At 63.2% G+C, this 25,351-nt stretch carries 18 protein-coding genes and 1 tRNA gene; 9 read left to right on the top strand and 10 right to left on the bottom strand.

Annotation, left to right across the window (positions count from 1 at the left end):
• Positions 1–8: 8 nt before the first annotated feature.
• Both AC1MEM_RS00790 and AC1MEM_RS00795 read left to right on the top strand, forming a co-directional pair.
• Complete coding sequence (locus AC1MEM_RS00790; protein WP_499474795.1) at positions 9–653, top strand: MAE_28990/MAE_18760 family HEPN-like nuclease; 645 nt, start codon at positions 9–11, stop codon at positions 651–653.
• An 868-nt stretch (positions 654–1,521) separates the two neighbouring features.
• On the top strand, positions 1,522–2,406 hold the full coding sequence (locus tag AC1MEM_RS00795) for an alpha/beta fold hydrolase (RefSeq protein ID WP_499474796.1): 885 nt from the start codon (positions 1,522–1,524) through the stop codon (positions 2,404–2,406).
• An 83-nt stretch (positions 2,407–2,489) separates the two neighbouring features.
• Here AC1MEM_RS00795 and AC1MEM_RS00800 read toward each other — a convergent pair whose 3' ends face one another.
• Complete coding sequence (locus tag AC1MEM_RS00800) at positions 2,490–2,927, bottom strand: hypothetical protein (RefSeq protein ID WP_499474797.1); 438 nt, start codon at positions 2,925–2,927, stop codon at positions 2,490–2,492.
• A 242-nt stretch (positions 2,928–3,169) separates the two neighbouring features.
• On the opposite strand from AC1MEM_RS00800, the gene msrA reads away from it, so the two are divergent.
• Positions 3,170–3,685: a peptide-methionine (S)-S-oxide reductase MsrA gene (gene msrA / locus AC1MEM_RS00805; protein ID WP_499474798.1), complete on the top strand. Its 516-nt coding sequence runs from the start codon at positions 3,170–3,172 to the stop codon at positions 3,683–3,685.
• Between the two features lie 9 nt (positions 3,686–3,694).
• Positions 3,695–3,770: transfer RNA gene (locus AC1MEM_RS00810), tRNA-Phe, on the top strand.
• Positions 3,771–3,898: 128 nt separating this feature from the next.
• On the opposite strand, the gene AC1MEM_RS00815 is transcribed toward AC1MEM_RS00810, so the two are convergent.
• Positions 3,899–5,122: a gluzincin family metallopeptidase gene (locus AC1MEM_RS00815; RefSeq protein ID WP_499474799.1), complete on the bottom strand. Its 1,224-nt coding sequence runs from the start codon at positions 5,120–5,122 to the stop codon at positions 3,899–3,901.
• Between the two features lie 698 nt (positions 5,123–5,820).
• Here AC1MEM_RS00815 and AC1MEM_RS00820 point away from each other — a divergent pair.
• Complete coding sequence (locus tag AC1MEM_RS00820) at positions 5,821–6,567, top strand: helix-turn-helix transcriptional regulator (protein WP_499474800.1); 747 nt, start codon at positions 5,821–5,823, stop codon at positions 6,565–6,567.
• 12 nt (positions 6,568–6,579) lie between these two features.
• Here the strand turns inward: AC1MEM_RS00820 and AC1MEM_RS00825 are convergent, their stop codons facing one another.
• A complete protein-coding gene (locus AC1MEM_RS00825) occupies positions 6,580–8,031 on the bottom strand; it encodes an amidase family protein (protein WP_499474801.1) in 1,452 nt (483 codons plus the stop codon).
• A 403-nt stretch (positions 8,032–8,434) separates the two neighbouring features.
• Here AC1MEM_RS00825 and AC1MEM_RS00830 point away from each other — a divergent pair, with 403 nt between their 5' ends.
• The gene (locus AC1MEM_RS00830; protein WP_499474802.1) at positions 8,435–9,565 is read left to right on the top strand and encodes a GGDEF domain-containing protein; all 1,131 of its coding nucleotides are present in this window, start codon (positions 8,435–8,437) and stop codon (positions 9,563–9,565) included.
• 105 nt (positions 9,566–9,670) lie between these two features.
• Here the strand turns inward: AC1MEM_RS00830 and AC1MEM_RS00835 are convergent, their stop codons facing one another.
• The 6 genes from AC1MEM_RS00835 to AC1MEM_RS00860 form a co-directional block, all read right to left on the bottom strand.
• The gene (locus tag AC1MEM_RS00835; RefSeq protein WP_499474803.1) at positions 9,671–10,057 is read right to left on the bottom strand and encodes a hypothetical protein; all 387 of its coding nucleotides are present in this window, start codon (positions 10,055–10,057) and stop codon (positions 9,671–9,673) included.
• Positions 10,058–10,129: 72 nt separating this feature from the next.
• Entirely contained in the window at positions 10,130–11,020 is an 891-nt protein-coding gene (locus tag AC1MEM_RS00840; protein WP_499474804.1) for a hypothetical protein, read from the bottom strand.
• 38 nt (positions 11,021–11,058) lie between these two features.
• Positions 11,059–11,646 (bottom strand): TerD family protein, encoded by a 588-nt coding sequence (locus tag AC1MEM_RS00845; RefSeq protein WP_499474805.1) that lies wholly within the window; start codon positions 11,644–11,646, stop codon positions 11,059–11,061.
• Positions 11,647–11,678: 32 nt separating this feature from the next.
• Positions 11,679–12,788 carry a toxic anion resistance protein gene (locus tag AC1MEM_RS00850; RefSeq protein WP_499474806.1) on the bottom strand — a complete coding sequence of 370 codons (1,110 nt, stop codon included), beginning with the start codon at positions 12,786–12,788 and terminating at the stop codon, positions 11,679–11,681.
• Positions 12,789–13,013: 225 nt separating this feature from the next.
• Complete coding sequence (locus AC1MEM_RS00855; RefSeq protein ID WP_499474807.1) at positions 13,014–14,981, bottom strand: PKD domain-containing protein; 1,968 nt, start codon at positions 14,979–14,981, stop codon at positions 13,014–13,016.
• A gap of 295 nt (positions 14,982–15,276) precedes the next feature.
• Positions 15,277–18,240 carry a bifunctional diguanylate cyclase/phosphodiesterase gene (locus tag AC1MEM_RS00860; RefSeq protein WP_499474808.1) on the bottom strand — a complete coding sequence of 988 codons (2,964 nt, stop codon included), beginning with the start codon at positions 18,238–18,240 and terminating at the stop codon, positions 15,277–15,279.
• Between the two features lie 270 nt (positions 18,241–18,510).
• On the opposite strand from AC1MEM_RS00860, the gene AC1MEM_RS00865 reads away from it, so the two are divergent.
• The 3 genes from AC1MEM_RS00865 (at position 18,511) to AC1MEM_RS00875 (ending at position 21,885) form a co-directional block, all read left to right on the top strand.
• The gene (locus AC1MEM_RS00865; protein ID WP_499474809.1) at positions 18,511–20,811 is read left to right on the top strand and encodes a putative bifunctional diguanylate cyclase/phosphodiesterase; all 2,301 of its coding nucleotides are present in this window, start codon (positions 18,511–18,513) and stop codon (positions 20,809–20,811) included.
• Positions 20,812–20,890: 79 nt separating this feature from the next.
• On the top strand, positions 20,891–21,352 hold the full coding sequence (locus tag AC1MEM_RS00870; RefSeq protein ID WP_499474810.1) for a nuclear transport factor 2 family protein: 462 nt from the start codon (positions 20,891–20,893) through the stop codon (positions 21,350–21,352).
• Positions 21,353–21,402: 50 nt separating this feature from the next.
• Positions 21,403–21,885 carry a hypothetical protein gene (locus AC1MEM_RS00875; RefSeq protein WP_499474811.1) on the top strand — a complete coding sequence of 161 codons (483 nt, stop codon included), beginning with the start codon at positions 21,403–21,405 and terminating at the stop codon, positions 21,883–21,885.
• 21 nt (positions 21,886–21,906) lie between these two features.
• Here AC1MEM_RS00875 and AC1MEM_RS00880 read toward each other — a convergent pair whose 3' ends face one another.
• Positions 21,907–25,215 (bottom strand): DEAD/DEAH box helicase, encoded by a 3,309-nt coding sequence (locus AC1MEM_RS00880; protein WP_499474812.1) that lies wholly within the window; start codon positions 25,213–25,215, stop codon positions 21,907–21,909.
• Between the last annotated feature and the right edge of the window lie 136 nt (positions 25,216–25,351).

Below are 25,351 nucleotides of genomic sequence, written 5' to 3' on the forward strand. Positions count from 1 at the left end.
GGCTTTGAATGATTCGTACTACTGATCAGCTTATTGACCGAATTGCAGAGGAGCTCGTCTGGCGAAGAAAAGAGTTAACGGAGCTGCGATCCATGGCTCAAGAATATGACGGGCAGCTACGATCACGGGTTATAATCCGATCAGCGGTCGCACTACTTTATGCACATTGGGAGGGCTTTGTAAAAAAAGTATCATCATATTATTTAGAATATGTAGCCTCCCATCGCCTACCATATCGACGTCTTACCGCAAATTTCGTAGCGCTAAAACTTAAATCGAAATTTATTGAACTTTCAGCTAGCGAAAAGATTTCAGGCGGAAATTTACTGGCAGATTTTTTCTGCACCTCATTAGACCAGCAATCGAATGTTCCATATCGGAATGTCGTAGATACTAGATCCAATCTTTCATCTACTGTTTTGCTTGATATTCTTTCGGCGTTGGGATTAGATCATGCCCCGTTTGCGACACGTTTAAATTTCATTGACTCCAACCTAGTGAATCCACGCAACCACATCGCACACGGAGAAGAAATCGATGTGACTGTAGCTGAATATCTTCAGTTGCATGATGACGTAATTGTATTAATTGAGACGTATCGCAATGAGATTGAAAACTCTTCCGTACTTAGGCGATTTGACCGGGGTGCATGACCCATTGTCGACACTTCCCTGGTGCAAGCGCCACTCCAGCGCAACAAGCGCGAGGAAGCCGAGGCAAAGACTATAACGCTGGCGGTGACGACGACGAAGGCATTGGTGACGGCGACAAAATCCAGATGGCGAAGATGAGCGCTCCACCATAGATGAGATATACGGCTATGACGATTGGGAAGACGAGTCAGAAGCTGCACTGGATCAGGTGCTCAAGATCCAGGAAAATTCTTGATAAGATGATTGCGATTGTCCCTCGCCGGTCTATTCGTATGGAATTCACGGAAAATTAGGCACAGCCTAAGCCATCGCCTCAGGAAGATACCTCGCCGGATCCGTTCCGATGCACCGGAACCGGCCGGTCCGTCGCCGGTCGACTGTGCAGGTTCGCGGCATGCGCGACCACGATATTTGTTGACGAAATACGGTATTACCAGACAGAACCGCCGCACGATGCCCGAGCGGGTTTGGCATCGTTTTGTGTCGGGAACGATCCATGCTAATTCCCGGGCAGGCGTAGAACCTTAGTCCGGCAGATCGATTACGTCATCGCAGGCGGGGCGCGAAGATTGAAAATCCTTGTGTCGGTGGTTCGATTCCGCCCCGGGCCACCAAGAACACTGTTCACGCAACGCCGATCCGTGCAGATCGGCGTTTTGCTTTGTGGATTCCGCAGCCCTTGTGTCCGGCCCATTTCCGGACCTTCATCCCTCGATCAACGCGTCGGCTCAAGTGGCCGCACGGTCTCGACTATATCAAGCTGTGTGCCCTGATCGATGCAGTTTCTGGATTCCTGACGAACGCAGTCGTTGTGCCCGCTACGGTAGGCTTGCAGCATACGCACGCCCGTGCGATGGGAGAGTCGATCATGCATCACATTCGTTGCGGCACCGGCAAGCCTTTGCTACTGATTCATGGCCTTGGCGGCCATTGGAAGAGCTGGAATCCAGTTCTGGCCGATCTCGCGACGAGGCGCGAAGTCATCGCGGTGGACCTGCCCGGCTTTGGCCAGACGCCGAGGCTGGCCGGCGAAACCTCGATCCGTACCCTGGCCAATGAGACCACCGCCTTCCTCCATGCCCATGGCTTGAGCGGCATCGATGCAGTCGGCAGCTCGATGGGTGCGCGGCTGGTGCTGGAGCTGGCGCGGCGCGGTGGGATCGTCGGCGGCGTGGTAGCGCTCAATCCAGGTGGTTTCTGGCAGGGATGGGAGCGTCACGCGTTCTTCAGCTCGATCTACCTGTCGATCAGGCTGCTGCGGCTGCTGCGCCCGGTATTGCCGGCGGTCTGCGCCCACCCGCTTGGTCGCGCTTTGTTGCTGGCACAATTTTCTGCCCGGCCGACAAAGCTGGCGCCGGACACCGTGAGCGATGAATTGTGCAGCTATGTGGCCTCGCCGGCTTTTGATGAACTGCTGGCCCAGCTCGCCTACGGTGAGGAGCAGCAAGGGGCGCCGCGCAACAGCATCGCGCATCCGCTCGTCATCGGCTGGGGACGGCGTGACCGCGTCTGCTTTCCGCGTCAAGCCAAGCGCGCGCTGGCCTTGTTTCCGGATGCTCAACTGCACTGGTTCGATCGCTGTGGCCATTTTCCGCACTGGGATGCTCCGGCGGAAACCGCACAGCTGATTCTGAGCGCACTTGCCGGTGCGAGCGCCAACACTGCGGTCGGGCGCTCCCAAGGAGGCCAGGCAGACGGTCCCGGACAATCCTCCAGCCTGCAGCTGCCAACATCCACTGGCCTGGCCTGGTAGCCTGTTCGATAGCGCCGCGGTTCAAACGACAACGCCAACCCATGCAGGTTGGCGTTGTCGTTTCCGAGCTTAACATCCTCGTGTCATTGGTCAATCAACCCGTCATTCTTTTTTTCCCTGAACTCAGCATCGATCACCATGTCGTCGGCGCCTTTGCGCGGGTGTTTGCCCGTGAATTTGAAAACAGACGATAGCATTCGATCGAAAACAGCCCGCCTCAACCAAGGGAAGCCGAGAAGAAAAGCCGTAGCGAACCCTGTAAATCCGGCGGGCACATAGTCGCCTCGCGCCAGAAAGGTCAACGCGCACAGCGCGATGATGCTCACGATGAGTGGTCGGCGGACAGGTTGAGGCAGCAGGCCAACAAGGCGCAGCTTGCCTTCGCTTATCCGAGGGAATCTTGCAAAAAGAATGCCAAGAAGCAGGCCTGCCACGGCCCGGCTCGTGCCGAGATAATCAGCCAACACCCCGACGACCAGGTAACCGGTGTAGGTCAATGTGCTGGCCAATGCTGCCAGCACTGCCAACGCGACGGCGAGCGCTAGTTTCGGCTGACGGATCGCCGCTCTGACTAAGGAAGCTGGGATTTTTGTACTCCTGAACATGGACGACGTGAGGCGATCGCCAATTCTAACAGCAGGTCGGCGCATTTATTTTTGGCGCGTGCCGCGCGGTGCGTGTCATGCGAGTCGTTTATAGTGGGGTATGACATCATCGTTGCGGCGCTCCCTGGGCGCAGCACCCATTCCGGAAAAGGACAGCAATGACACAGCAAACTGAAACCGCCATCCTGGCAGGCGGCTGCTTCTGGGGCATGGAGGAACTGGTGCGGCGCATTCCCGGCGTGCTGTCGACGCGCGTCGGCTACACCGGTGGTGACGTGCCCAACGCCACCTATCGCAACCATGGCACCCACGCTGAAGCCCTCGAGGTGGTGTTCGACCCGAGCCGGATCAGCTTTCGCCAGATACTCGAATTTTTCTTCCAGATCCACGATCCGACCACGACCAACCGCCAGGGCAATGATCGTGGAACGAGCTATCGCTCCGGCATCTACTATCTCGGCGACGAGCAGAAGCGGATAGCCGAAAACACCGTCGCCGATGTCGACGCTTCAGGGCTATGGCCCGGCAAGGCTGTCACCGAGATCGTCCCGGCAGGGCCTTTCTGGGAGGCCGAGCCGGAACACCAGGACTATCTGGAACGCAATCCAGGCGGTTACACCTGCCACTTCATCCGGCCTGGCTGGAAGCTGCCCACTCGCCAGGAGTCAGCCTGAGCCTGGCGTGGCCGGATCGCGCGGGCGGTCGCGCACAGGATTGAACATCCTTGTGTCGGTGGTTCGATTCCGCCCCGGGCCACCAAGAACATCGCTCACGCAACGCCCACTCATGCAAGTGGGCATTGTGGTTTGAGGAGTCGTAGTCCGCGCCTCTGGCAACATTGCCGGTCCTGTACCTGGCTAGTATGTCGAAGTCGCCTTGGGTCTCATCTAGTGACCACCGCCAGCACCGGGCGGCGACAGGCTCGGCGGCACACCCAGTTTGAGCGCGACGGCGTCGATCATGCTCGCCGAATACACATCACCTTTGGTTTCCGACACCTCCATCATCGCGCGCCACAGCGGAACGATCGCGATGCCCACATTGTTGAAACGGACCAAGCCGCAAGCGTAGATGCCGTCATACGAGTCCACGGAATTGCCAAGCTTGTCGCAGATTGTCGATTTCTGCTTGTTGTAAGCCGCCACGGCACCCTCGGTCCATAGTCCTGTCTGCAGCACGCCGTCGAGGGACATCGCCTCGGCGCCCCCTTCGTGGATCCAGGGATCGTCCTCGCCCACGCCGCCGCGGGCAATGTTCATTTGCCAGAGATGCGCCAGCTCATGTCCGACCAGTTGGGCCACCACTTCGCGATATTTGGGGTGATCGACGAGCGTCGCTTTGCCATCGAAGCGGTAGCTCAACTGCCCTATGACCGCACCGCCTTTGATTGACAATCCGGAAGCGTCGAATCCCGACACGGACAACATGATGAGCAACTCGTCCTTCAGCGGGCGCTGGTAGGCTTTTTCGTAATAGGCGGACAGCTTCGCCCCTGCGTCCAGGAAAGTTTCGCGCATCCATGCCGGGGTGGCCGGATCGATCAGGAATTGCGTCGAACCTGAGCGCACGCTGCGGGCAGGTCCGAAATACGCATAGCCGCGTTCGCCGCCTGCCACCCGCGTGTTCGATGGTGGTGCGATCACATTTTCCTGCGGGAGGCCATGCAGGCGGATGTTGGCCAGCATCGGAAGCTGACGTTTTCCCTGATACCCCTCCCCCTGCAGAAAGCCCAGGAAGAATGCCGTTCCCCCATCCGAGAAGCGGTTGAAGGGAGCATAGGACTTCGGCGCCAAGCCGTCGAAGGTGCGGATCTCGATGCTGGAAGACCTGAACGGCTTGCCGCCGAAATCGACGATGTCGCGGTCGGATTCAACATTCATGCGCATCCCAGGCGTAAGAACTTTCCAAGCTTTCTGGCGAAATTCGCCAACTGAATACAACTCGAAGGCGGTGACCGGTTCGGCGAATTGGTAGTCGACGCGCCACGTGTCTCTTGCTACATGATGCACGTCGATCGTGACGGCCAGGCCGGGCGGTGTCTTGGCGTTGAGGAAAGGGGAAACACAGCACATCAAAAGCACGGTGCACAGTCCGATAATACGTTGACGCATCAGGTGAACCTCCGCTTATTCGCGTTTTTTTGGAGCCGGTTCGGACCTTGGGCGTTGCGCTCGACCGTGCCGAATAGGATTGCTTATTTGAAAAGTATCAGTTGAACCGGCAGGTAGTCAACTAATTGCTCGATTCGCGACCGGCGTATTGGGGACTGGAGAGCCTCGTCTTGAAAATCCTTGTGTCGGTGGTTCGATTTCGCCCCGGGCCACAAGAACATCTTCGACGAAACGCCCACTCATGCAAGTGGGCGTTGTCGTTTCCGGACTCGCAATTCTCGTCGCCGGTCCATTCCCGCCCGGTCACAAACCCACACCAGCTCACGCAGCTTGCCATCGCACCCGACTGGACAGCGTCGGAATCGAGGCGCTCAAAGCCGTGGCAAGCGGAAGACCGCTGCGGCGACGGAATCTGGTACGATCTTCCATGCAGCTCTGCCGCGCCATCATGGCAGCCGTCCGACCGCTCCAGCGGCTTCGCCGCTTGATGGGGCAAGCGCTAGCGATGGACAAGTCGAAGACCGTGTACCTGATGCGAGGCCTTTCCGATGGGTTTGCCTTCACACTTCCTTGCAGTCCTGGACTGTCCTGGGCGCGCCGCGGGCGACGTCGATGTGGCGTCCCCGCTGATGGACGGCATAGCCCTCGCACGGCAATGCGCGCCCGCCCATCTCTTCGAGCGTGGACTATCCTCCGATATGCTGGTCATTGCCCAGCAGAATATCGCCTCGACCTCGGTCAAGTTCGATCTTGGTTTTGGCTGGCGCGAGCACTTCTGCGCGTCAACCGCAGCGGTCTACGTCGTCCCGGCGGAGGCCGACGCACGCTGGCGACTTGACGGGAACTCACAGTGTATTTATCTCGCCTTGCCACGCGACGATGTAGATAGCCTGCTTCGGCAATTCGGCGTACATCAGCCCAGCGACTGCCTCTGGAACCTGGCGGGCTCCGGTTTCAGCGAGCCGCTGGTTCACGAACTCCTCGTGCGGCTCTGGCAGGAAGTAGCATTGGTAGGCCCCTCCCCGCTGCTCGGCAGCAGTTGTCGCATCGCTGTGTTGCACGCGCTGGCACGTCGTTCCCGATGCAAGCCGAGTGGCGCTACGCGGACACTTCCGAAACTGGGGCGCGCGGTGCTGCAGCGCGTGCTGGCGGCCCTGCATGAGATGCCGGCAACCGGCATCTCGGTCGAACTGTTGGCCAGAGAGGCCGGGCTGACCCCGTTCCACTTCAGCCGCCTTTTCCGCAATAGCACCGGCTGCTCGCCATACCGTTACTATGACGAGTTGCGGTTCCAGCGTGCAAAGGACCTGTTGTCCGGCACCGACCTCGCAGTGGCGAGTATCGGGCAACGGCTCGGCTTTCCCCACCCGAGCCAGTTTACCCGCGCATTCCGGCGTCATGCAGGCTGCACCCCCAGCGCATACAGGGACCAGGCGCGCCGCTAGGCGCAAGCGGCGTCAACGCGGATCAATTGGCGTCAGCGTTCCCGCCCGCGACTCGATGACGTCGCCCACATCGAGCAAGGCGTCCTCGCGAAAGCGCTGTCCAAGCAACTGCACTCCGACCGGCAACCCATGGGCAATGCCTGTGGGCACGGAGAGCGCTGGAAAGCCGAGCACAGGAATTGCCATCATCGACCAATTGGCCGCCATCACGCGACGCATGCCCTCGACGCTGAGAATGTCGGCATCCTGCTCGAAGGCTTGTTCCGCCGAAACAGGCATGAGTATCAACGGATAGTCCTGCATGAAGCGCTGCAGGCGCGCAATGAGGGTTCCCCTGCGTGCGTAGCCATTCATGTAGTCCGTCAGTCCCGGCTTGTCGCCCCACCAGTCGCGCGCCACTGCATAATAATGTGCGGCCGCGCGCTGCATGCCGTCGTCCCCGACCTGCGCGACCAGCGGCATGATCTGGCGAAATTCTTCCATGGCGAGCAAATACCACAGCCGGTACGCTTCACTGAACACCGGGTCGTCGATCTCCTCGACCTGATAACCCGCGTCGCGCAGCCAGCCGGCAGCCTGGTCGAGCGCGGCGTTCACCGCCGGGCTTGGCCGGGCCACGGCGGCGTCGCGCAGCAGCCCGATCCGGATTGGCCGCGCAAGGGGTTCGCCCGTCAGCGGCACAGACGCGTGCAGTCCGTCGCGCGGGTCGAAGCGGCTCATCGCCGCCAGGGCCAGGCGCAGGTCGGCCACGCTGCGTGCTAGCGGTCCCTGCGTGAGCATGGTCTGCACGGATAGCGGCTGGTCGAGCTTGCTCGGTCCATACGCGCTCGGGATGCGGCCAACCGTCGGGCGCAGCCCCACGACGCCGCAACAATAGGCCGGATGCCGGATCGATCCGCCGATGTCATTACCGTGCGCGATTGGAACCATGCCGGTTGCCGCGGCAACCGCCGCGCCCCCGCTCGAACCGCCAGGAGTGTGCTCCGGATTCCACGGGTTCAGCGTACGGCCGTGCAGGTCGTTGCTTGTAAACCAGCGGTAGGAAAATGCAGGGGTATTGCTACGTCCGACGAACACGGCGCCCGCGTTGCGCAGATTGGCGACATGGGGTGCGTCCTCGGCGGCGAGCACATCCTTGAAAGCCGCGACGCCATTGGTGGTGGCATGGCCGCGTTCGTCGCTGTTGACCTTGATTGACACTGGTACCCCGTGCAAGGGTCCCAGGACAGCGCCTTCGGCCACGGCACGGTCGGCCGCATCGGCTGCTTCGATGGCTTCCTCGGGCGACACCTCGACCAGCGCGTTGAGTGCCGGATTGACCTGTTCTATGCGCCGGAGGCAGGCCATGGTGGCCTCGCGAGAGGAGATCGCCCGCGTACGGATGCCATGGGCGAGAGCGGTCGCGCTCCAGCGCCAGAGCTCGATTGGTTGGCGGTCCAGGGTGGGAATGGTTGGTGTGATCATGACGTGTCTCCTTGTTGTTGGTGTAACCCGGCTCGCGGTTCATGTGGCGGCAGGGTCGTGTCATGGTAGGCGACACAGACAGGGGACGACAGGGGCCGGCTCTTCAGCCACAGCACGATTGGCGAAGCAGGCGCAAGAATTGCAAAGTTCCACTGATGCCGTCATGGCGCTTCGCTCCAGTGGGGCGCTGCCGGGCGGATTTTCATCATGAAGCCGCGTTGATGAGGCCAGGTTTTTGCGGTAAGCTCGCCTTCTATTATTTAATTTCCATCAGGATACATCTAATGCCTTGCGACGTTTCCCAAACCCGCTCAGAGCATGGCACTGTGGAGCAGTATCGGCGCCGAGAGTCAGGCGCGGTCGTAGCGTCAATTCCAGTGTTGTATCCGGCCACATGGACGGCATGAGTCCCCTTCTGCCTGTCAGCGAATCTGACCGAGCCCTTGCGCGTGCAACAGGTTTTTCGGAGTGTGTGATTGCGCTACGCCGCGCGCTGACGACCACGCCTGTTGGCTGGCTGCTTGCCGTGTGGTTTTGCTGGGGCACTGTCCCCCAAACCTCGATTATGCTTTGGCTGGGCACGGCTGCCGTCGTGTGGGCGTTCAGCCTGTGGGCGTTGCAGGTTGTAATCAGCGACGGCTCGTGCTTCGAGCGCCATCGCACGCGCGTCCACTGGGTCGCTGGTATGGACGGATTTGCCTGGGGCCTGATGGCATGGTTTCTGATGGGGCACGCCCCTATCCTGGACGCTACGCTCATGGCGCTGCTGTGTGGCGTTATCGCGGTCAATGCACAAGCGTATGCAACCTACACGGTGGCCTATTATCGGCAAATTGGCAGCATTTTTGGCGTGTCGGTACTGGGCTTGTTGCTGCATGTTACTGACCAAAAGAGTGCGACGGATTACGCGATCGGTTTAACCGTTTTTATTACCTTGATCGCGTACTACACGCGTGAAATTTCTAAACGCCTGCTTGAAGGCATCCGCTTGCAACGCGCCAATGCTTCACTCGCCGAGCGACTGCATGCGGCGCTGCAAAAGGTCGAACTGGACGCTGCCACCGACGCGCTGACCGGACAGGGGAACCGCAGGGCACTGGACGAACTGCTCAGACAGCAGGCGGAGCTGTACATTTCCAGCGGCAAATCGTTTTCCATCCTGATGCTCGACATCGACTTTTTCAAAACGATCAACGATGGATTCGGTCACATGACCGGTGACGATGTCCTGCGCGCCTTCGCCCAACGGGTGCGCGAGTACCTGCGTCCAGGCGATGTGTGCGCGCGTTTCGGAGGTGAAGAGTTTGTCGTTGTCCTGCCCAGGACAACGCTGGAGGAGGCCCGGGAAGTGGCGGAGCGTTTGCGCCTGGGCGTGGCGCAGTCGCCTCTTCTTCAGACCCCGACGGTACACGTTACGGTATCGATTGGTGTTGCCACCCTGGCGCCGAGCCAGACTGTGGGCGACTTGCTCGCCACGGCGGACGCTGCAGTGTATGCCGCCAAGAACGCGGGGCGCAATCAGGTGCATCCGTGACGGGTGGGCACGCCCGGCAAATGGGCGGCGCCGGCCCCGACGAAGCCTCCACGCTGCGCGTTCCGGCCGCCGGTTTTTGTTGAACGCCAGGCGACATAAGTAGTCTTATCTCATGCACCAGGTACCACCGTCTTCAATTCGGGGGATCAAATGCATCCTGCAGCCAAGTTCTATGCGCTGGTCAGCACAGCAACGGTTGCGGCCATGTTTTTCCTCATGGCATGGATAGTGCCGATCATTCAAAACTTGTCCGTGTTCCCTGCCGCCGCTGCGAGCATTGCAGGCGTCCCCGGCTCGGTCGGCATCTACCGTCTGGCAAGTCAGGGAGCGGAAGCTGCCATTCACCACATTGCCTGGCTGCGAAGATGGATTTTCGGAGGCACCTATCTCCACGGAACCTGGGTTGGGTATTTCATCGGCCGAGCCGGCGACAAGCGCTATACGGTTGAGCACATCGATCAGGATCTCGACGGGATCGTCATCAATGGACAATCGCGCACCGACGCGATGCAGGCGCACGCTGACTGGACAAGCGTGTCGGTATCGATTGGCAGCAGAACTGGCTTAGTTACCGCCCTGCGCCTGCGCCATCTCGAGCGCGGGCAAGGTGACCGTCAGGAAGGAGGACACCTGGCCGATCAGGTCAGCGGCTTGCTGGCGCACTTGCCCCATCTGCAGTATCGACAACTCTGCCTGGCGCACCGCCTGCTGGATCAGCGTGCGGCGCTGCTGGAGCGCATCGAGCAAGGTGGCATCCGCCGCGCTACCGGCGAGTGTCGACACGACGGCAAGCGCAGCCCCGTGCAAGCTCAGGTCCTGCGCCGATTCCTCGAGCTTGCGCGTGGCGACCTCGCTGTCCGCCATGAGCTGCAGAAGCTGCGCACGGACTGAAGTCAGCGCCGGTTTGTACTGGGCAGGCGATGGCGGGCGGCGCAGAAGCTTGCCGAACAGGCCGGTCGGCGCCCTGGTGCTCTCGAGCGCGGCGTCAAGCAGCGCGGGCACTGCCATTTGGGCGAACTTCAACACCAGCTCTGTTATCGGCTGGAGCAGCGCGGCCTGCTCCATCAATGGCCCCTCGGCCCACTCGGTGACAAGTAGCAGCCGGACCGGCAGGATGCGGCGGAACAGGGCTGCCAGGCGCTGCTCCGCGTGCTCGAACAATGCCGGATAGTCGTCCCTGGCGGTCGCCAGGGCATCGCGCACCGCAGGATGGTCCTCGCTCTCGAACAGCGCGCTGGCCACGGCCTTGCGGGTCACGCTGGAAGGCGCCTGCACTGCGGGAAGGTCGTCGAATGACAGCGCTTTGGGTGCGCTGTCGCGGGCAGGCAGCGGCGCCGCGCTACCCTGTGCGTCGCCGAAGTCGAACGCCTGCGGCACAGCCGTGCGCTCGACCGGATCGGGGGGCGGCTCCGGCTCCCCGCCGAAATCGAATGCCTTGGGCGTCTGGTGTGTCATCGGTCACAAGGCCGCGCGGCAGGAAGGCGTGGCCGCTCTCAGACGGTGCCGCCGAGCTTGCGGATGAAGGTCGCCAGATTCAGCCTGAAGCCGGCGCCGACGGCCTGGAAGCGCCATTCGCCATCCCTGCGATACAGCGAGCCGAACTGCAGCGCGGTCTTGTCCGAATAGTCTTCGTCCAGGTCGTATTGCGCGAGCGTTTCGCCGGTCTCGTCGTTGTACACCTTGACGTAGGCGTCATTCACACGGCCGAAGGTCTGCTTGCGTGCTTCGGCCTCGTGGATGGTCACGACAATCGGCATCTCCACGACTGCCGCTTCGACCTTGCCCAGGTCGACGGTGATGACTTCGTCGTCACCATCCTTGTCACCCGTGCGGTTGTCGCCGGAGTGCACGACGGCGCCATCCGGGGAGGTGGTCTGGTTGTAATAGACGAAGTGGGCGTTGCTGAGCATGACCGGGTCGTCGTTCGCGTCTTTCTTGCACAGGAATACGGACGAGTCGAGGTCGAAGGCCTGGCCTTCGGCCGCGTTGACCTTCCAGCCGAGGCCGATCCGGACACGCTTCAAGCCCGGGGCGGTTTTTTCGAGGTTGATGCGATGGCCGGTTTCGAGCGTCGTCGACATGGACTTTCCTTTGATCGTGAGAGTGGTATTTGTTAAGTCGGCGAAAAGCGCGCAATCAGCTCGCGCTCCAGTTCCTGCAGTTTCGGCAGCTCGTCCTTGCGGCGCTGCTGGCCTTCGTTCGAGATTTGCTCGAGCTTGTCGAAAGCGGTCATCAGCTGCGTCTGGACGTGCTGGGCGGTTTCCAGGCTGACCAGCGAACGCTGTTTGGCGCGGGCGACCGTCTCTGTGTTTTCCAGCAACATGTCCGCCTGGGCGCGGAATGCCGCGTCGGTGGCGTCGTAGGCAGCGTTGGCGACCGCCGCACTCTGCTTGGCCTCCAGTTGCAGCAAGTAGAGGGAGAACACGTTGCGCCAGGCCGGAATCGACACGTTGACGATATCGGTGAAGGTGTCCGTCAGCGCCCTGGCATTGTCCTGCGAGAGGCGGATTTGCGGCACCATTTGCGTGGCCATCAGCATGGCGCGGCGCAAGTCGTCGACGCGTTTTTCGAGACGCTCGAGACGACGCTTGAGCTCAGTCGCCTGCTGCGCCTCGAACGCATTGGCCGCGGCAGCTTGCTGCGCGACCGCCTGCCGCAGCTGCACGGCCCAGGCCTCGCCCTTCTTCACGTCGGCATCCAGGCCTTGATAATAAACCTCCAGCCCCTTGTACATCTCGTCGAAATCCTGGATGCGCGCCCTGTGCACGTTGGCATGACGCGTCATCTCCGCGACCAGGGTGTCCATGCGCGATTCGACCACCTGGTACTGCGACAGCATCTTTTCCTTGACCGAGCCGAACATGTTCGTGACGCGCGACATCAGGCCGCCGGAGCGCAGCTTGGCCGGGTCCAGGCCCTTGGAGGTCGCAATCAGTTCGTTCAGCTGCGTGCCGAACACATCCGCATCCGACGCACGCACGGTGCCGAGCAACTTGGCCGACACCTTCGCCACGCCCGCGCCGGTGGAGCCGCCCAGGGCCTCGATGGCCTTGTCATCGATACCGGAGATATCGATACGGACCAGTGGGGGCGGGCTCGCCTCCGAAAGCGATGCCGGCAGCAGGTCCTGCGTGCGGGCAGGATCGAGTAAGGGTGGCAAAGCGGGCGCGGGCGCCGCGGATGCCGCCTTCGCTTCGTCGTCGGAGGAGAACAGCGGTTTCATAAAGTTTCCTTCAGGTTTGAAGTGACAACATGAATAGCTTACCACTGGACAATCCGACTGGCAGCGCGGGGGATTGAAAATCCTTGTCGGTGGTTCGGTTCCGCCTCCGGCCACCAATAATTCGGCAGCAAACAGGCAAGCAAGCAAAACGCCACCGTCGGATACCTTCGGGTGGCGGTTTTGTTATTGCGTGCCGCGCATGGTGCCGGTCGCGGATCACGCTGCTTACTGTTGCAAAATCTGCCCTTCCACAAGCGGACCTCCGGCGACATCCGGGCGAGCGCCCCGATTGTCGTAATCCACCAGCTCCTTTTGGGTCGCGGGATCGGTATGCCAGATCTTCAGGCCGAAGCGCCCCCGTTCGCCCTTGCCGGTGATCGCACCGACCGTCGTACTCAGGGTAAATTTGTAGTCGCCTGCGCCATTGATCGCGCCGCTGCCCTCGAACTGCCCACGCGCTCCCTTCACCGCCATCGGCCTCAGGTTGTTGCTGCGAAAACTCAGCCCGGCAAGGTCAACGTGCAGCTGGGCTCTGGTTCCGGGCGTCTGTGCACGCATGTTCAAGGGCGCGATGAAACTGAAGGTCGCCTTGCCGGAGCGAATCGGCGCCTTGCGGACCGCCCCCGGCGGCGAAATGAACATGCCGCTGCCGCCGACAACGCCGCCGGAAGGCTCGTAGGCGATGATCTTGCGGCTGACTGCCGCGCTTCTTCCGGCAGCGTTGACAACGGTGGCCTTCACCGAATAGATGCCCGGCGCAGCATAGCTGTGGCTTGCACTGGCATTGCCGACGCCCTTGCTTTCGCGCACCTTCGCTGCCTGGTCGCTGCTGCCGTCACCCCATGACCAGGTGACGCTGCGCGTCCCAACCAGGTCTTCGTCGGCAAAGCTAACCGATGCGTCCAGGGGCGCACCCACCTTGACCAGGTCGGCCGCGGCAACCGGGCCGACCGAATGGGTCCCCTCGTGGGCGTGGCCCGGCTTCAAGAGCACCAATCCGGCGTTCGAGCTCGCCACGATCGAACCGTTGTCGGATATCGCCAATGCCCCGTCCAGCCTGAGTCCCGCGGGAGCGTGGCGCAGGCGCTTGTTCAGGTCGACCATGCCTTGCTTCGCGGTCCAGAGGAAGGCGCGGGAATCACCGCTCGCGTCGTCAGCCACGCCAACGACCTGCCCGTTGCTGTTGACGCCGTGGGCGCTCGATTGTGGCCCGCCGAGCGTGCCGAGGTCACGCATTCCGTCGCCACGCGTCCATGACATGGCATGCTGCAGGCTGGTGCCATAATCGATGACGCCGGCCACGTGCGCGTTCGGGCTCATCGCAATCACCAACGATTCCGTGCCCCCCGCCGTCCCGAGATCGACCATGCCGCTGGCGCGGGTCCACAGGAAGGCGTGGTAAAGAAAGCCGTTGGCGGGACCAATGGCAGCGCCGGCGATCTGCCCCCCGGCGCCGACTGCAACAGGGTAGGCGTCGCCGCTGCCGGGAGCGGAGATATCGATCATCCCGCTCGCCCGCGTCCACGCGAATCCGTCCCGATTGAAGGCGGGAGTGTCCGAATTGCCTGTAATTAAGCCTGCATCGTTGAGCGCCACCCCGCTGGAAAAACTGGCAATGCCGGACGTGAACGCGCCCAGGTCCTCGATTCCATTGGCGGCGCTCCAGCGAAACGCGCGCGGAGGCGTCGCCGGCACCCCTTCGGAGGTGCCCACCACCACGCCCCGGTTGTTGATCGCCGACGCAAATGAATTCGCCGCGTCCGGGAGGGTGCCAAGGTCGACAAAGCCGCTGCCGGCGCGCCACACGAATGCATGCTCGAGGCCGGACGGGAGACTGGAATTGCCGATCACTTGCCCCGCGTTATTCAAGCCAACCGCATTGGTGGTCGAACCGCCCAGGGTGCCGATATCGACAGTGGTTTTGCCGTCATAAAAGAATCCGCGCGAGCCAGGCGCCGCGTACAGCGAGAACGAAACCTGGCCGCGGTCATTAATTGCCGGCAGCTCGGAGAGATCGCCGGCGCCCAGGTTAATCGCCCGGTAGGTGGTCCGTGCGGCGGCCTGCATGTCGGCCTCGACGGCGGTCTGCGTTCCGGTCTGCCCGGCACCCGCCGCATTCGCTAACGCCAGATTGGCAAGCAAGCACGGCAGTAACCAGGTCGAGCGTATTCCTGTTGCGTCTGTTCTATTCATGAATCGCATTTTTTGTCCCAAGTAAAGGATGAAACCTGTTTCGACCGAATAAAGTGCGCTGCACCTGACCCGCAAGCGCAGGACTGAGTCCTGCCCATGACTTCTGCCATGAGGCGGATCAGTGATGAGACACGTAAAGGAGCGACCAAGTTCAACACTCGTCTTGAAAATCCATGTGTCGGTGCTTCGATTCCGCCCCGCGACCGGGAATTAAGAAAGCCACCTTTTCAGTGGCTTTTTTGTTTCAGCCACCGACCTGTCGCGGTGTTGGCCCAGCCTTGGCGTGTTGTCGCTTTTATACCGACAAACGCACCTCGAGGCGCTCGATGACCTGCTGTACATCCTCCGGCGGCACCGGCGGACTGAAGTAATACCCCTGCCCGATATGGCAGCCGTGGGCCAGCAGCCAGTTCATCTGCTCGCGCGTTTCCACCCCTTCGGCCACGATGGTCATCTTCAGCGCGATCCCCATCGCGACGATGGCTTGCGTCAGCTTCTCCGCGTTCGGGTCCTGCAGCATGCTTCGGGTAAACGACTGGTCGATTTTCAGGCACTGCAGCGGCAGTTGGCGCAGGTAGCTCAGCGAGGAGAAGCCGGTGCCGAAATCGTCGAGCGCGGTGGCGATGCCGGTCTCGTTCAGCGCCCGCAACACGTTCTGGGTCTCGCCAAGTTCGCGCATGAAGCACGATTCCGTTACCTCGATTTCAATGGCGGTCGCCGGCACCTGGTACTCGTCCAATAATTCGGTCAGGTACGCGACCAGGTTTGGCGACAGGATGTCCGCGATCGAGAGGTTGATCGCGATCGGCAGGCGGGTCATTCCGCCGCTGCGCCAGCGCGCCTGTTCCGCGATGGCGCTGCGCATCACCCAGCGGTCGATGCGCAGGATCTGGTCGCTGTTCTCGGCGATCGGAATGAAGGCGGCAGGACTGTTCTGGCCCCGGGTCGGGTGGTTCCAGCGGACCAGCGCTTCCAGGCCCACCACTTTGCGGCTGATGAGATCGACCTTCGGTTGAAACACGAGCGACAGCTGGTTGCGCTCCACCGCTTCGTCGAGGTCGCGCTCGAGCAGGTAGTAATCGCGCTGGTTGGCCGCCATCGCCAGTTCGAACACGACGCTGCGCCCGCGCCCCAGCGACTTGGCCTGGTACAGCGCCAGGTCGGCGTGGCGCAGCAATTCGCTGACCGTCCGGCCATGACCGGGCGGGAGCGCGATGCCGACCGAAATCCCGAGGCGGAACTGTTGTCCCTTGATGTCGAACGGTGTCGCGACCGCCTGATGCAGGCGCTCGGCAAAGGCGAGCGCCGTGGCGGCATTCGGGTGCGGCACTTGCAGGAGCAGCATGAATTCGTCCCCGCCGAGGCGCGCCAGCAGGTCGAATTCGCGCATCACCGCTTTCAGCCGCAGGCTCAGTTGCTGCAGCACCAAGTCGCCAGTTTCATGACCGTAGGTATCGTTGATCTTCTTGAAATGGTCGAGGTCGAGCAGCATCAGCGCTGTGTTGTAGTGGCTGTCCTCCAGGCGCCGCGACACCTCGTCCTCCATCGCGCGGCGGTTGTACAGCCCGGTGAGATGGTCATGGTGGGCGCGCCAGTGCAGGGTTTCCTGCATCTGGCGGTTGACCTGCAGCTTGTTGACCTCGCTCAGGATGCGCAGCAGGTTTTGCAGCGCATCGGCATCGGGCTGCTGCCACGGCTCGGAATGGCCCCGCACCGATTGTTGCCACATGGCGAAGGAGCGCCGCGGCTCCAGCCGGACTCGGCCGTTGGGCAGGGACACGACGTCCTTGACGGGCTCGCCGCCCCAGCGCACCTGCCGCACCACTTCCGGCCGGGTCAGGAAGCAGAAGATGATGTCCTCGTCGTGCCGTTGCGCCAGCAACAGGCCCGCGGCTTCCGGCAGGAACATCAGCGCGCGTTTTTTGGAGGTCAGCAGGTCGTCCCACATGCATACCTGCGGGCTCGGGTTGCGCAGGTCGAGCCGCGCGCCGACTTCGTCGAGGATCTGGTGCGACGAGCCCTGGCGTTTGCCGGGCCCGCCGACACAGGCGAGCGTACCGAGCTGCACACCGAAGGTACTCGCGTTAAATGCGGGCAGCAGCCTGGGCAGCCATAGTTCGAGCACGGTCGGAATGTCGCCATCCTGGATCAGCGCCTGGTGGAACTGGTTCAGCAGACGGTCCAGCGTCAGGCGATGGCGCACCGCTTCCAGGTGCGACAGGGCCTCGATGCGCATGTTGGCGATTTCCGCCAGCAGTTCCGCGATCTGGCGCATGCCTTCCCGGACCTGGTGCGGCGGCGTGCGGGGCTGGTGGTGGTGACAGGCGATCAGGCCCCAGAGCTTGCCGTCGCACACGATCGACAGGGTCATGGTGGCGCGCACGCCCATGTTTCGCAGATAGGACAGGTGTACCTCGGACAGGCCGCGCAGCATGCAGTGGCTTTGATCGAGGGGCTGCCCGTTCGGCAGGAGCGGCGGTACCAGCGTATCGCGCGCCGCTTCGACATCGGCCAGCACGCGCAATTTATTGCTCAGGTACAGCGTGCGCGCCTGGGCCGGAATATCGGTCGCCGGAAAGCGCAAGCCCAGGTATTTCTGCTCGTAATCCGCCGAGGTGTGCTCGGCCACCACTTCCCCGCAGCCATCGGCCAGGAAACGGTAGATCATGACGCGATCGAATGCGCTCACTTCCTGGATGACTTTCACGCACTCGCGAAAGAAAGCGTCAAGTCCCTCGGCGCGCCGCAAGCGGGCGATGACTTCCGCAAAACCGGCAAAGATCTGGGTTTGCCGGCGCGCTTCGTCCGCGTTGCCGTTTTCGGGCAGCCATTCGAGCAGCGCCACTCCCGCGGAGCGGTGGCCAAGGCATTCCCACTGCACGCCATCGGGCGCGGCCCCGGTGGCGCCGGTCTGCTCGAAGCGGAGCCGCCAGGGCAGGACCACGGGGTGGGATGCCGGCAGCGATGCAATATCGAGGCCATGAGCGAGGCCATCAGCGAGGCTATCAGCGAGGCCATCCGGCCCGTCGACCGCGGCGACCCAATCGGACAGCGGCTGGGAAACCAGCGTGGCTGCTTCCTGCAATCCCGGCCAATGGCGCACGATCCCTGCGGACACCTGGAGTATGCACCGGCTCGCGATGTCCACTGCCATCAAAAAACCGTAGGACTGCACGGCGCCCAGCAGCTGAATCGGCTCCTGTGAACAGGATTGTTCCAGTTCCGCCGGGATGGTGTCGTCACGCCCCTCCGGGCTCATGCTTTGGCGCTCCTTTCATGCCGCATCGACCTGGCCAGTGTGGCATGGACCGAAATCGAGGCCAATCGAGATTTAGACCAGCGCCATCAGCATTGGTTCCGACGCTCGCGCCGGAAGATCGGCGAATCCTGGCAAATCGCGGCGATGTCACGACGCAACAGCGGCACAGCGAAACCACGACAGCGCTGTTTCACTAGGCTATAGTGATGCATTGCAGCAATTAATCGTGGCCTCAGGCAATCCCTTGCTGCCGCGATCCGAAAGCATCGCGTGGCGCCCCTGACCGATATTGCGCATTGGCGCACCCATATTTTCTCCCGCCTGCTGACGATCGTGCTCGTGCTCGGCATCGGCACCGCCATTCCCAGCATCGCGCTCGCCGTCGAGCAAGGCCTGTGGTCGCTGGTCGCGGTCGACCTGGTTGCCATCGGCTGGCTGTCCGCACTCTGGCGCCTGCGCAGCTGGTCCTACCAGAACCGGGTCCTGCATTTCATCGCGATCGTGTTCCTCGTTTCCGTGGGGATGATCGTCAACGTCGGTGACGTAGCCCAGCTTTATTTGATCGCGCCACCCGTGTTCGCGGCAGTCCTGCTTGGACGCCGCCCGGCGCTGGCCGCGCTCGTGATCAGCACCCTGCTGGTCCTGGTCCTGAGCGTCGCGGGCTATCTCAAAGCCGCGGCCGGCGCCGGGGCAGCGCCGGACGTATCCGTCCTGCCCGCGTGGACGATTGCGCTCAATTTCCTGTTCGTCGGCTCCCTGATCACGGTGTCCTGCAGCACCCTGCTGCAAAAGCTGGCCTCCTCGCTCGGCGACCTGCACGGTGTCGCGCGTTCGCTGGAAGAAGGCAAGGATGCCCTGTCCAGCCTGAACGCCGAATTGCGCCTTTCCGCGGCCGCCGTGGCCCAGCTCAACGACATGGTGCTGATCGCGGGCACGGGCGGAACAGTGGATGTGCCCTGGCCGATCATGTTCGCCAACGACGCCTTTGTGCGCCGTACCGGCTACCCGCGTGAGGCTGTACTCGGACGCAGCATGCTGATGTTCGCCGGCGCCGAGACCGATCCCGGCGAGTCGGCGCGCCTGGTGGCCGCGATGCACCGCGGCGAGGCGGCCAGCGCCGAGGTGATCACCTACACCCGCGACGGCACGCGCTGCTGGACCGAGATCGAGATCGTGCCCTTCCTCGACGAGACCGGCGCGCACACCCACTGGGTCGTGGTCGCGCGCGACATCGGCGAACGCAAGAAGGCGGCCACCGCCATCCACCGGCTCGCCTATTACGACGTGCTGACGGAGTTGCCGAACCGGCGCTTCCTGATGGAGCGGCTCCACACGCTGCTGGCCGAGGCGCAAGCCGGCCAGGGCTGGGGCGCCGTCATCTTCATCGACCTCGACCATTTTAAATTCGTCAACGATGCGCGCGGGCACGCGACCGGCGACGCCCTGCTGCGCAGCGTGGCGGCGCGTTTGTCGAAGCTGATGCGCGATGAAGACACCGTGGCCCGCATCGGCGGCGACGAATTCGTCGTGCTGCTGCCGCGCATCGGCCACGACCACGAGAGCGCCCGCGCCGCCGCCCTGGCCCACGCCGACCGCCTGCGCGATGCGCTGTCGAGCGCGGTCGAGGTGGACGGCAACCGCTACAACGCCTCGGCCAGCCTCGGCGTGACCTTGCTGCCGCATCCGGGACAAAGCGCCGACGACCTGCTGCGCGAAGCCGACACCGCCATGTACCACGCCAAGGCGCGCGGCCGCAACGGCGTCGCCCTGTTCGAAGCGGCCATGCGCGCCGAGGTGGAGCAGCGCCTGACGCTCGAGCGCGACCTGGCCGGCGCCATCGAACGCGGCGAACTGACGATGCACCTGCAACTGCAATGCGACCACGCAGGCCGGCCGGGCGGCGCGGAAATGCTGATGCGCTGGCAACGCGCCGACGGCCGCTTCGTACCGCCGGACGTGTTCATCCCGATCGCCGAAGCGAGCGGCCTGATCGTGCCGCTGGGACAATGGGCGCTGCACCAGGCCTGCCTGGCCTGGCTGCGCCTGAATGAAGCGGGCCACCCGCTGCCGCTGTCGGTGAATGTCAGCCCGATGCAGTTCGGCCAGCCGGACTTCGTCGACCAGGTGCGCGCCGTGCTGGCGCAGACCGGCGTGCCGGCCGAAGCGCTGATCCTGGAACTCACCGAAGGCCTCCTGATCAAGGACCGGGACGCAACGATTGCCCGCATGCACGCGCTGGCCGCGATCGGCATCCGCTTTTCGATCGACGACTTCGGCACCGGTTACTCGAACCTGGGCTACCTGAAACGCATGCCGCTCTACGAACTCAAGATCGACAAGAGTTTTATCCGCGATACGCCGGACGAGGCCGATGGCGACGCCATCGTGCGCTCGATCCTGGCCATGGCCGCGCACCTGCGCCTGCGCGTCGTGGCCGAGGGTGTCGAGACGCGCGCGCAAGCCGATTTCCTGACTGCAAACGGCTGCCCGGTGATGCAGGGTTATCTGTTTGCGCGGCCGCAGCCGCTGGAGCAGGTGCTGGCGGCGCTGCCCCGGGCGCTGGCCGCCTGACGGCAGGCAATCGAATCGAACTGATCGAGGCGGCGCGGGTCTAACAGGTCTGCCAATCGGCGCAGGCTGGGAGACGACGATGAACGCGCAGCAGAATACCGAGCTGGTCAAGCAAGCCTACGCCGCTTACGGACGCGGCGATGTGGATGGCGTGCTCGCCTGCATGTCACCGCAGATCGACTGGGAAATACCGGGCCCGGCCGTTCTTTCCTTCACCGGCAGGCGGCATGGGGCCGATCAGGTGGCCGAATATTTCGGCCAGGCGGCCGAACACCTCGCGGTGCGCGAATTCACGCCAAACGAATTCATCGCCCAGGGCGACAAGGTGGTCGTGCTCGGACACGGCGCCTGGACCGCCAGGGATACCTGCCAGGATTTCGAAAGCGACTGGGTCCACATCTTCACGATCCAGGACGGCCGGATCGCGGTCTTTCGGGAATTCATGGATGCCCATATCGCGGCGGAGGCCTTCCAGTGCTTTCCGCTTGCCGCAAACCCGGCAGCGGCACTCGGCCCGGGCAGTAACCAAAGCCTCACATAGACAGACGTCCAGGTTTTCATTGGTCGTTGCCGAGATTTACGGAGGCCGACATGGTTTCAATGAAGTGCACACCTGCGCTCGTGCTTGCCTTCCTTGCGGCGCCGCCAATGGCCGCACCGGGAGCGCAGGAAGCCCCACGCAGCGCGCAAGCCCTCGAGCAGGAAGTCGGCGCCTACGAACAGGATTGCCGTGCCAATTATTTCATGTCGTCCCACCACGATTGCGCCTGCCTGAGCGCGGGCTACCGCAACGAGGTGCTGCGCACGGGCAGCTTCAACCGGGCCGCGGCCAGCGAGTCGCTGCTGGCGACCTGCCCGGCTCCACGCTCCTACATCTATGACTGGGTCAACCAGTCATGTACCGATTACGTGCAGCATGTGCGCAGCGACTGGCAAAGCTTTTGCGCCTGCGCATCCAACAAATACGCCGACGAGTATCTCGCCAAACCGCTGGGCAACCTGCGCCAGATTGAAGCGCTGCGGAAAAAATCCTATCTTGCCTGCGGCCTGGGCGAGCGCTCGCACAACTTTTGATCGCCAGCGCGGGCACGCGTCTCAGGACAGGGAAAGGCTGAGGATGGCCTGCAGGTCGTCCGCGCCCAGGCCGCCCGCCATTCCGGACTCGGGCGCCAGCAAGGCGTCGGCCAGGGCCCCTTTGCGGCGCTGCATCTCCTGGATCTTCTCTTCGAGCGTGCCGCGTGCAATCAGCTTGTACACGAACACAGGCTTCCCCTGGCCGATGCGCCAGGCGCGGTCGGTCGCCTGGTTTTCGCTGGCAGGGTTCCACCACGGATCGTAATGGATGACGGTATCGGCTGCCGTCAGGTTCAGGCCGACCCCGCCTGCCTTCAGGCTGATCAGGAACACCGCGACCTGGCCAGCCTGGAAGGCGTCCACCGGCGCGGCGCGGTCGACCGTGGCGCCGGTGAGCAGGGCGTAGTCGACGGCGCGCTTGCGCAATTCGTCTTCGACCAGCGCCAGCATGCTGGTGAACTGCGAAAACACCAGCACCTTGCGGCCCTCGCTCAGCAAGGTGTCGAGCAAGTCCATCAGGGTGTCCAGCTTGGCCGAACCGGCCACGCTGCCTGGGCGCAGCAGGCGCGGATCGCAACATACCTGGCGCAGCTTGAGCAAGGCATCGAGGATCACGATCTGGCTGCGCGCCAGGCCCTTGCGGTCGATCTCCTCGCGCACCTTGCGGTCCATCGCCACGCGCACCGTTTCGTAGAGGTCGCGCTGGGGACCGCCCAGGTCGATCGGCAACACGATCTCGGTCTTGGGCGGCAGTTCGGTGGCGACCTTGTCCTTGGTGCGCCTTAACATGAACGGTTTCAGGCGCCGCGTCAGCAGGTGCGCGCGGGCACCGTCGCCATGCTTCTCGATGGGTTTACGGAAGCCGCTCGCAAACGTTTTTTCGTCGCCCAGCAATCCCGGCATGAGGAAATGGAAATGCGACCACAATTCGCCGAGGTGGTTCTGCACCGGGGTGCCGGTCAGGCACAGCCGATGGCGGGCCTGGAGCAGGCAGGCCACCTGCGCCGCCCTGGCGCGGCTGTTCTTGATATATTGCGCTTCGTCCAGGATCAGCAGGTGGAAGCCTTGCTGGCGCAGCGCCTCTTCGTCACGGCCGAGCAGGGCATAGGTGGTCAGCACCAGGTCGGCAGCTGGCACTTGGTCGAACAGCGCCGCCCGCTCCTTGCCATGCAGGAGCAAGACGCGCAGACCTGGCGCGAAGCGGGCGGCCTCGGCCTGCCAGTTGCCCATCAGGCTGGTTGGCGCCACGACCAGCGCCGGCGCGTCGAGCCGGCCGGCCTCTTTTTCGGCCAGGATGTGCGCCAGCGCCTGCACGGTTTTGCCGAGGCCCATGTCGTCGGCCAGGATGCCCCCGAAGCCGTACTCGCGCAGGAATTGCATCCATGCCAGGCCGTCCTGCTGGTAAGCGCGCAGCGTCGCCTGCAGACCGGCGGGAGCGGCGACCGGCTGGATGCCGGTGAAGCCTTCGAGCTTCCTGCCCAGTTCGCGCAGGCGCTCGCCGCCCATCCAGCGCAGCTGCGCGGCCTGCTCCAGCTCCGCCAGGCGCGCTGCGTCGGTGACGGGCAGGCGCACCGCATCGCCGGCGCGTTCGTTGAAATACAGGTCGCCCAAGGTAGCGAGAATCGGCTTGATGCGCTGCCAGGGCAAGGCGACGCGCGTCGTGCCGGACAATAATTCCACAATGACTTCCTCATTGTCGTCGCGCGCCGCCAGCGCCGCCGCGCTGAACTCCCGGGGCGCCGTGCGTATCAGTTCCAGCAACAAAGGCAGCAAAGGATGGCGCCGGCCGTCGACGACGATGCCGAGTTCGAGTGCGAACCAGGCTTGCGCCCCCTCGCCTTCCTCGTTCACCTCGGCATACCATTCTTGCGTCTCGGCGATGTCGTAGCGGTAATCGCCATTCATATCGATCTGCCAGCCGGCGGCACGCAAGCGGGGCAGTCCCTGGCGCGCGAATACCAGCCAGGCTGCCTGCGTCGGCAGCTCGAAGCTGGCTTCCCACTCGTCGAGCGGGGAACCCGGGGCTGGCGCCGCAAAGCCAAGACCGGCCAGGATGGCTGCCGCCGCCGCTTCCGCGCCCATGTCGCGCTCGATCAGTTCGACCATGTCGCCGACCATCCTGCGCAGCACTGGCTCGTCGCCGGCGCCGGTTTCCATGCCGTCGTAGTCGAAGGACAGCACCACGTAATCATGCCAGTGCAGATCGCCGCCGCGCATGCGCAGCGGGAGGCTGTCGAGCAGCAGTTGCGGTGTGGGTGCGATGTCGGATAGCCGGCGCGTCTGCATTGCCTGCGGCAGGGGCAGGATGCGGTCCATGCCTTGCGCTGTCAGGCGGTTTGCCACTTGCGCGCGCTGTTCGGCACGCAGGCGCGGTGCCTGTTGGACCAGGCTCAGCAGGTCACGCGGCGGCAGCGCCGCGAGTTGTTCCGGCAGCGCCAGTTCGCCCAGCAGGCCCCCGTCCAGGTAGACCATGGGATCGGTCGCCAGTACGTGTTCCACCGGCGTGCCGTCGTCGAAGCGCCAGCCCAGCGCCACCGATTCGGCGTCGGCCCGGTCCGCGTGCCAACCAGGTTCGGCGCGCCGCACGGGGCCTGGCCGGATCGTACCGACATCGCCCCGTCTCAGGCCGGCCTCGCTGTCAGACCACAGCAGCCACCCTTCCCCGCACAACTGGTCCAGCAGGCGGGCACCGATCCGGCCGGCCAGCGTGGCGCCCTCCACGCAGGCCTGGCCCGCACGCAGGGCGGCCACCATGCGGATCAGCTCTTCATCGTCAGGCCTGACATGGGCCGGCACCGATGCCAGCAACGTGGTGGTATCGCTGTGGATGGTAGCGCCGCCAATGCTGCCATCCTTGCGCAGGCGGGCCTTGCACAGTTGCAGGCGCGGCGTCCCGTCGCGCCCGCCCGGGATCAGCACGTAAGCAAGCCGGTACTGCACCGTGGGCGGGTTCGCCTTGGGGCCCGGCACCGGCGCGTGCGCCTTCGCCAGCAGCTGCAGCCAATGCTCGGCCTGTACCGGCAACGCATCTTGCGCGCCCTCCGGTACGGATGCGTCCATGTCCAGCAAGTCCAGCAGTACGGCCACCACATGCTTGCAGTGATGGCGCATGGGGCAGGTGCAGTAACTCTTGAACGTGATCCCGTGCGGGCCCGCCGCAAGCTCGATCCGCTGCCGGTAGACAGCAGCACCGCTGCCGGCCACTTCGCCATCGATCAGGTCGCCGTCGCGGCTCAGGCCAATGACCATGCCCTCGCGCGCATAGGCTTCGCCACGGGCGAAGGTGCCTGCATCAAACTGAGACTTGATGTGCGCGCGGCCGAGATGCATGGGCTGAAAATAAATGGGATGGATAGCCCCATTATCGCCGATGCCCATACCGCCGAGGAACGCGCCGGCCCAGCACTCCGGAAGGAAAGTATTTTTACTGCGATTCCGTATTGCTTCGGTGCTGCCGGCGCACGGG

The sequence above is a fragment of the Telluria sp. AIW5 genome (assembly GCF_056680575.1).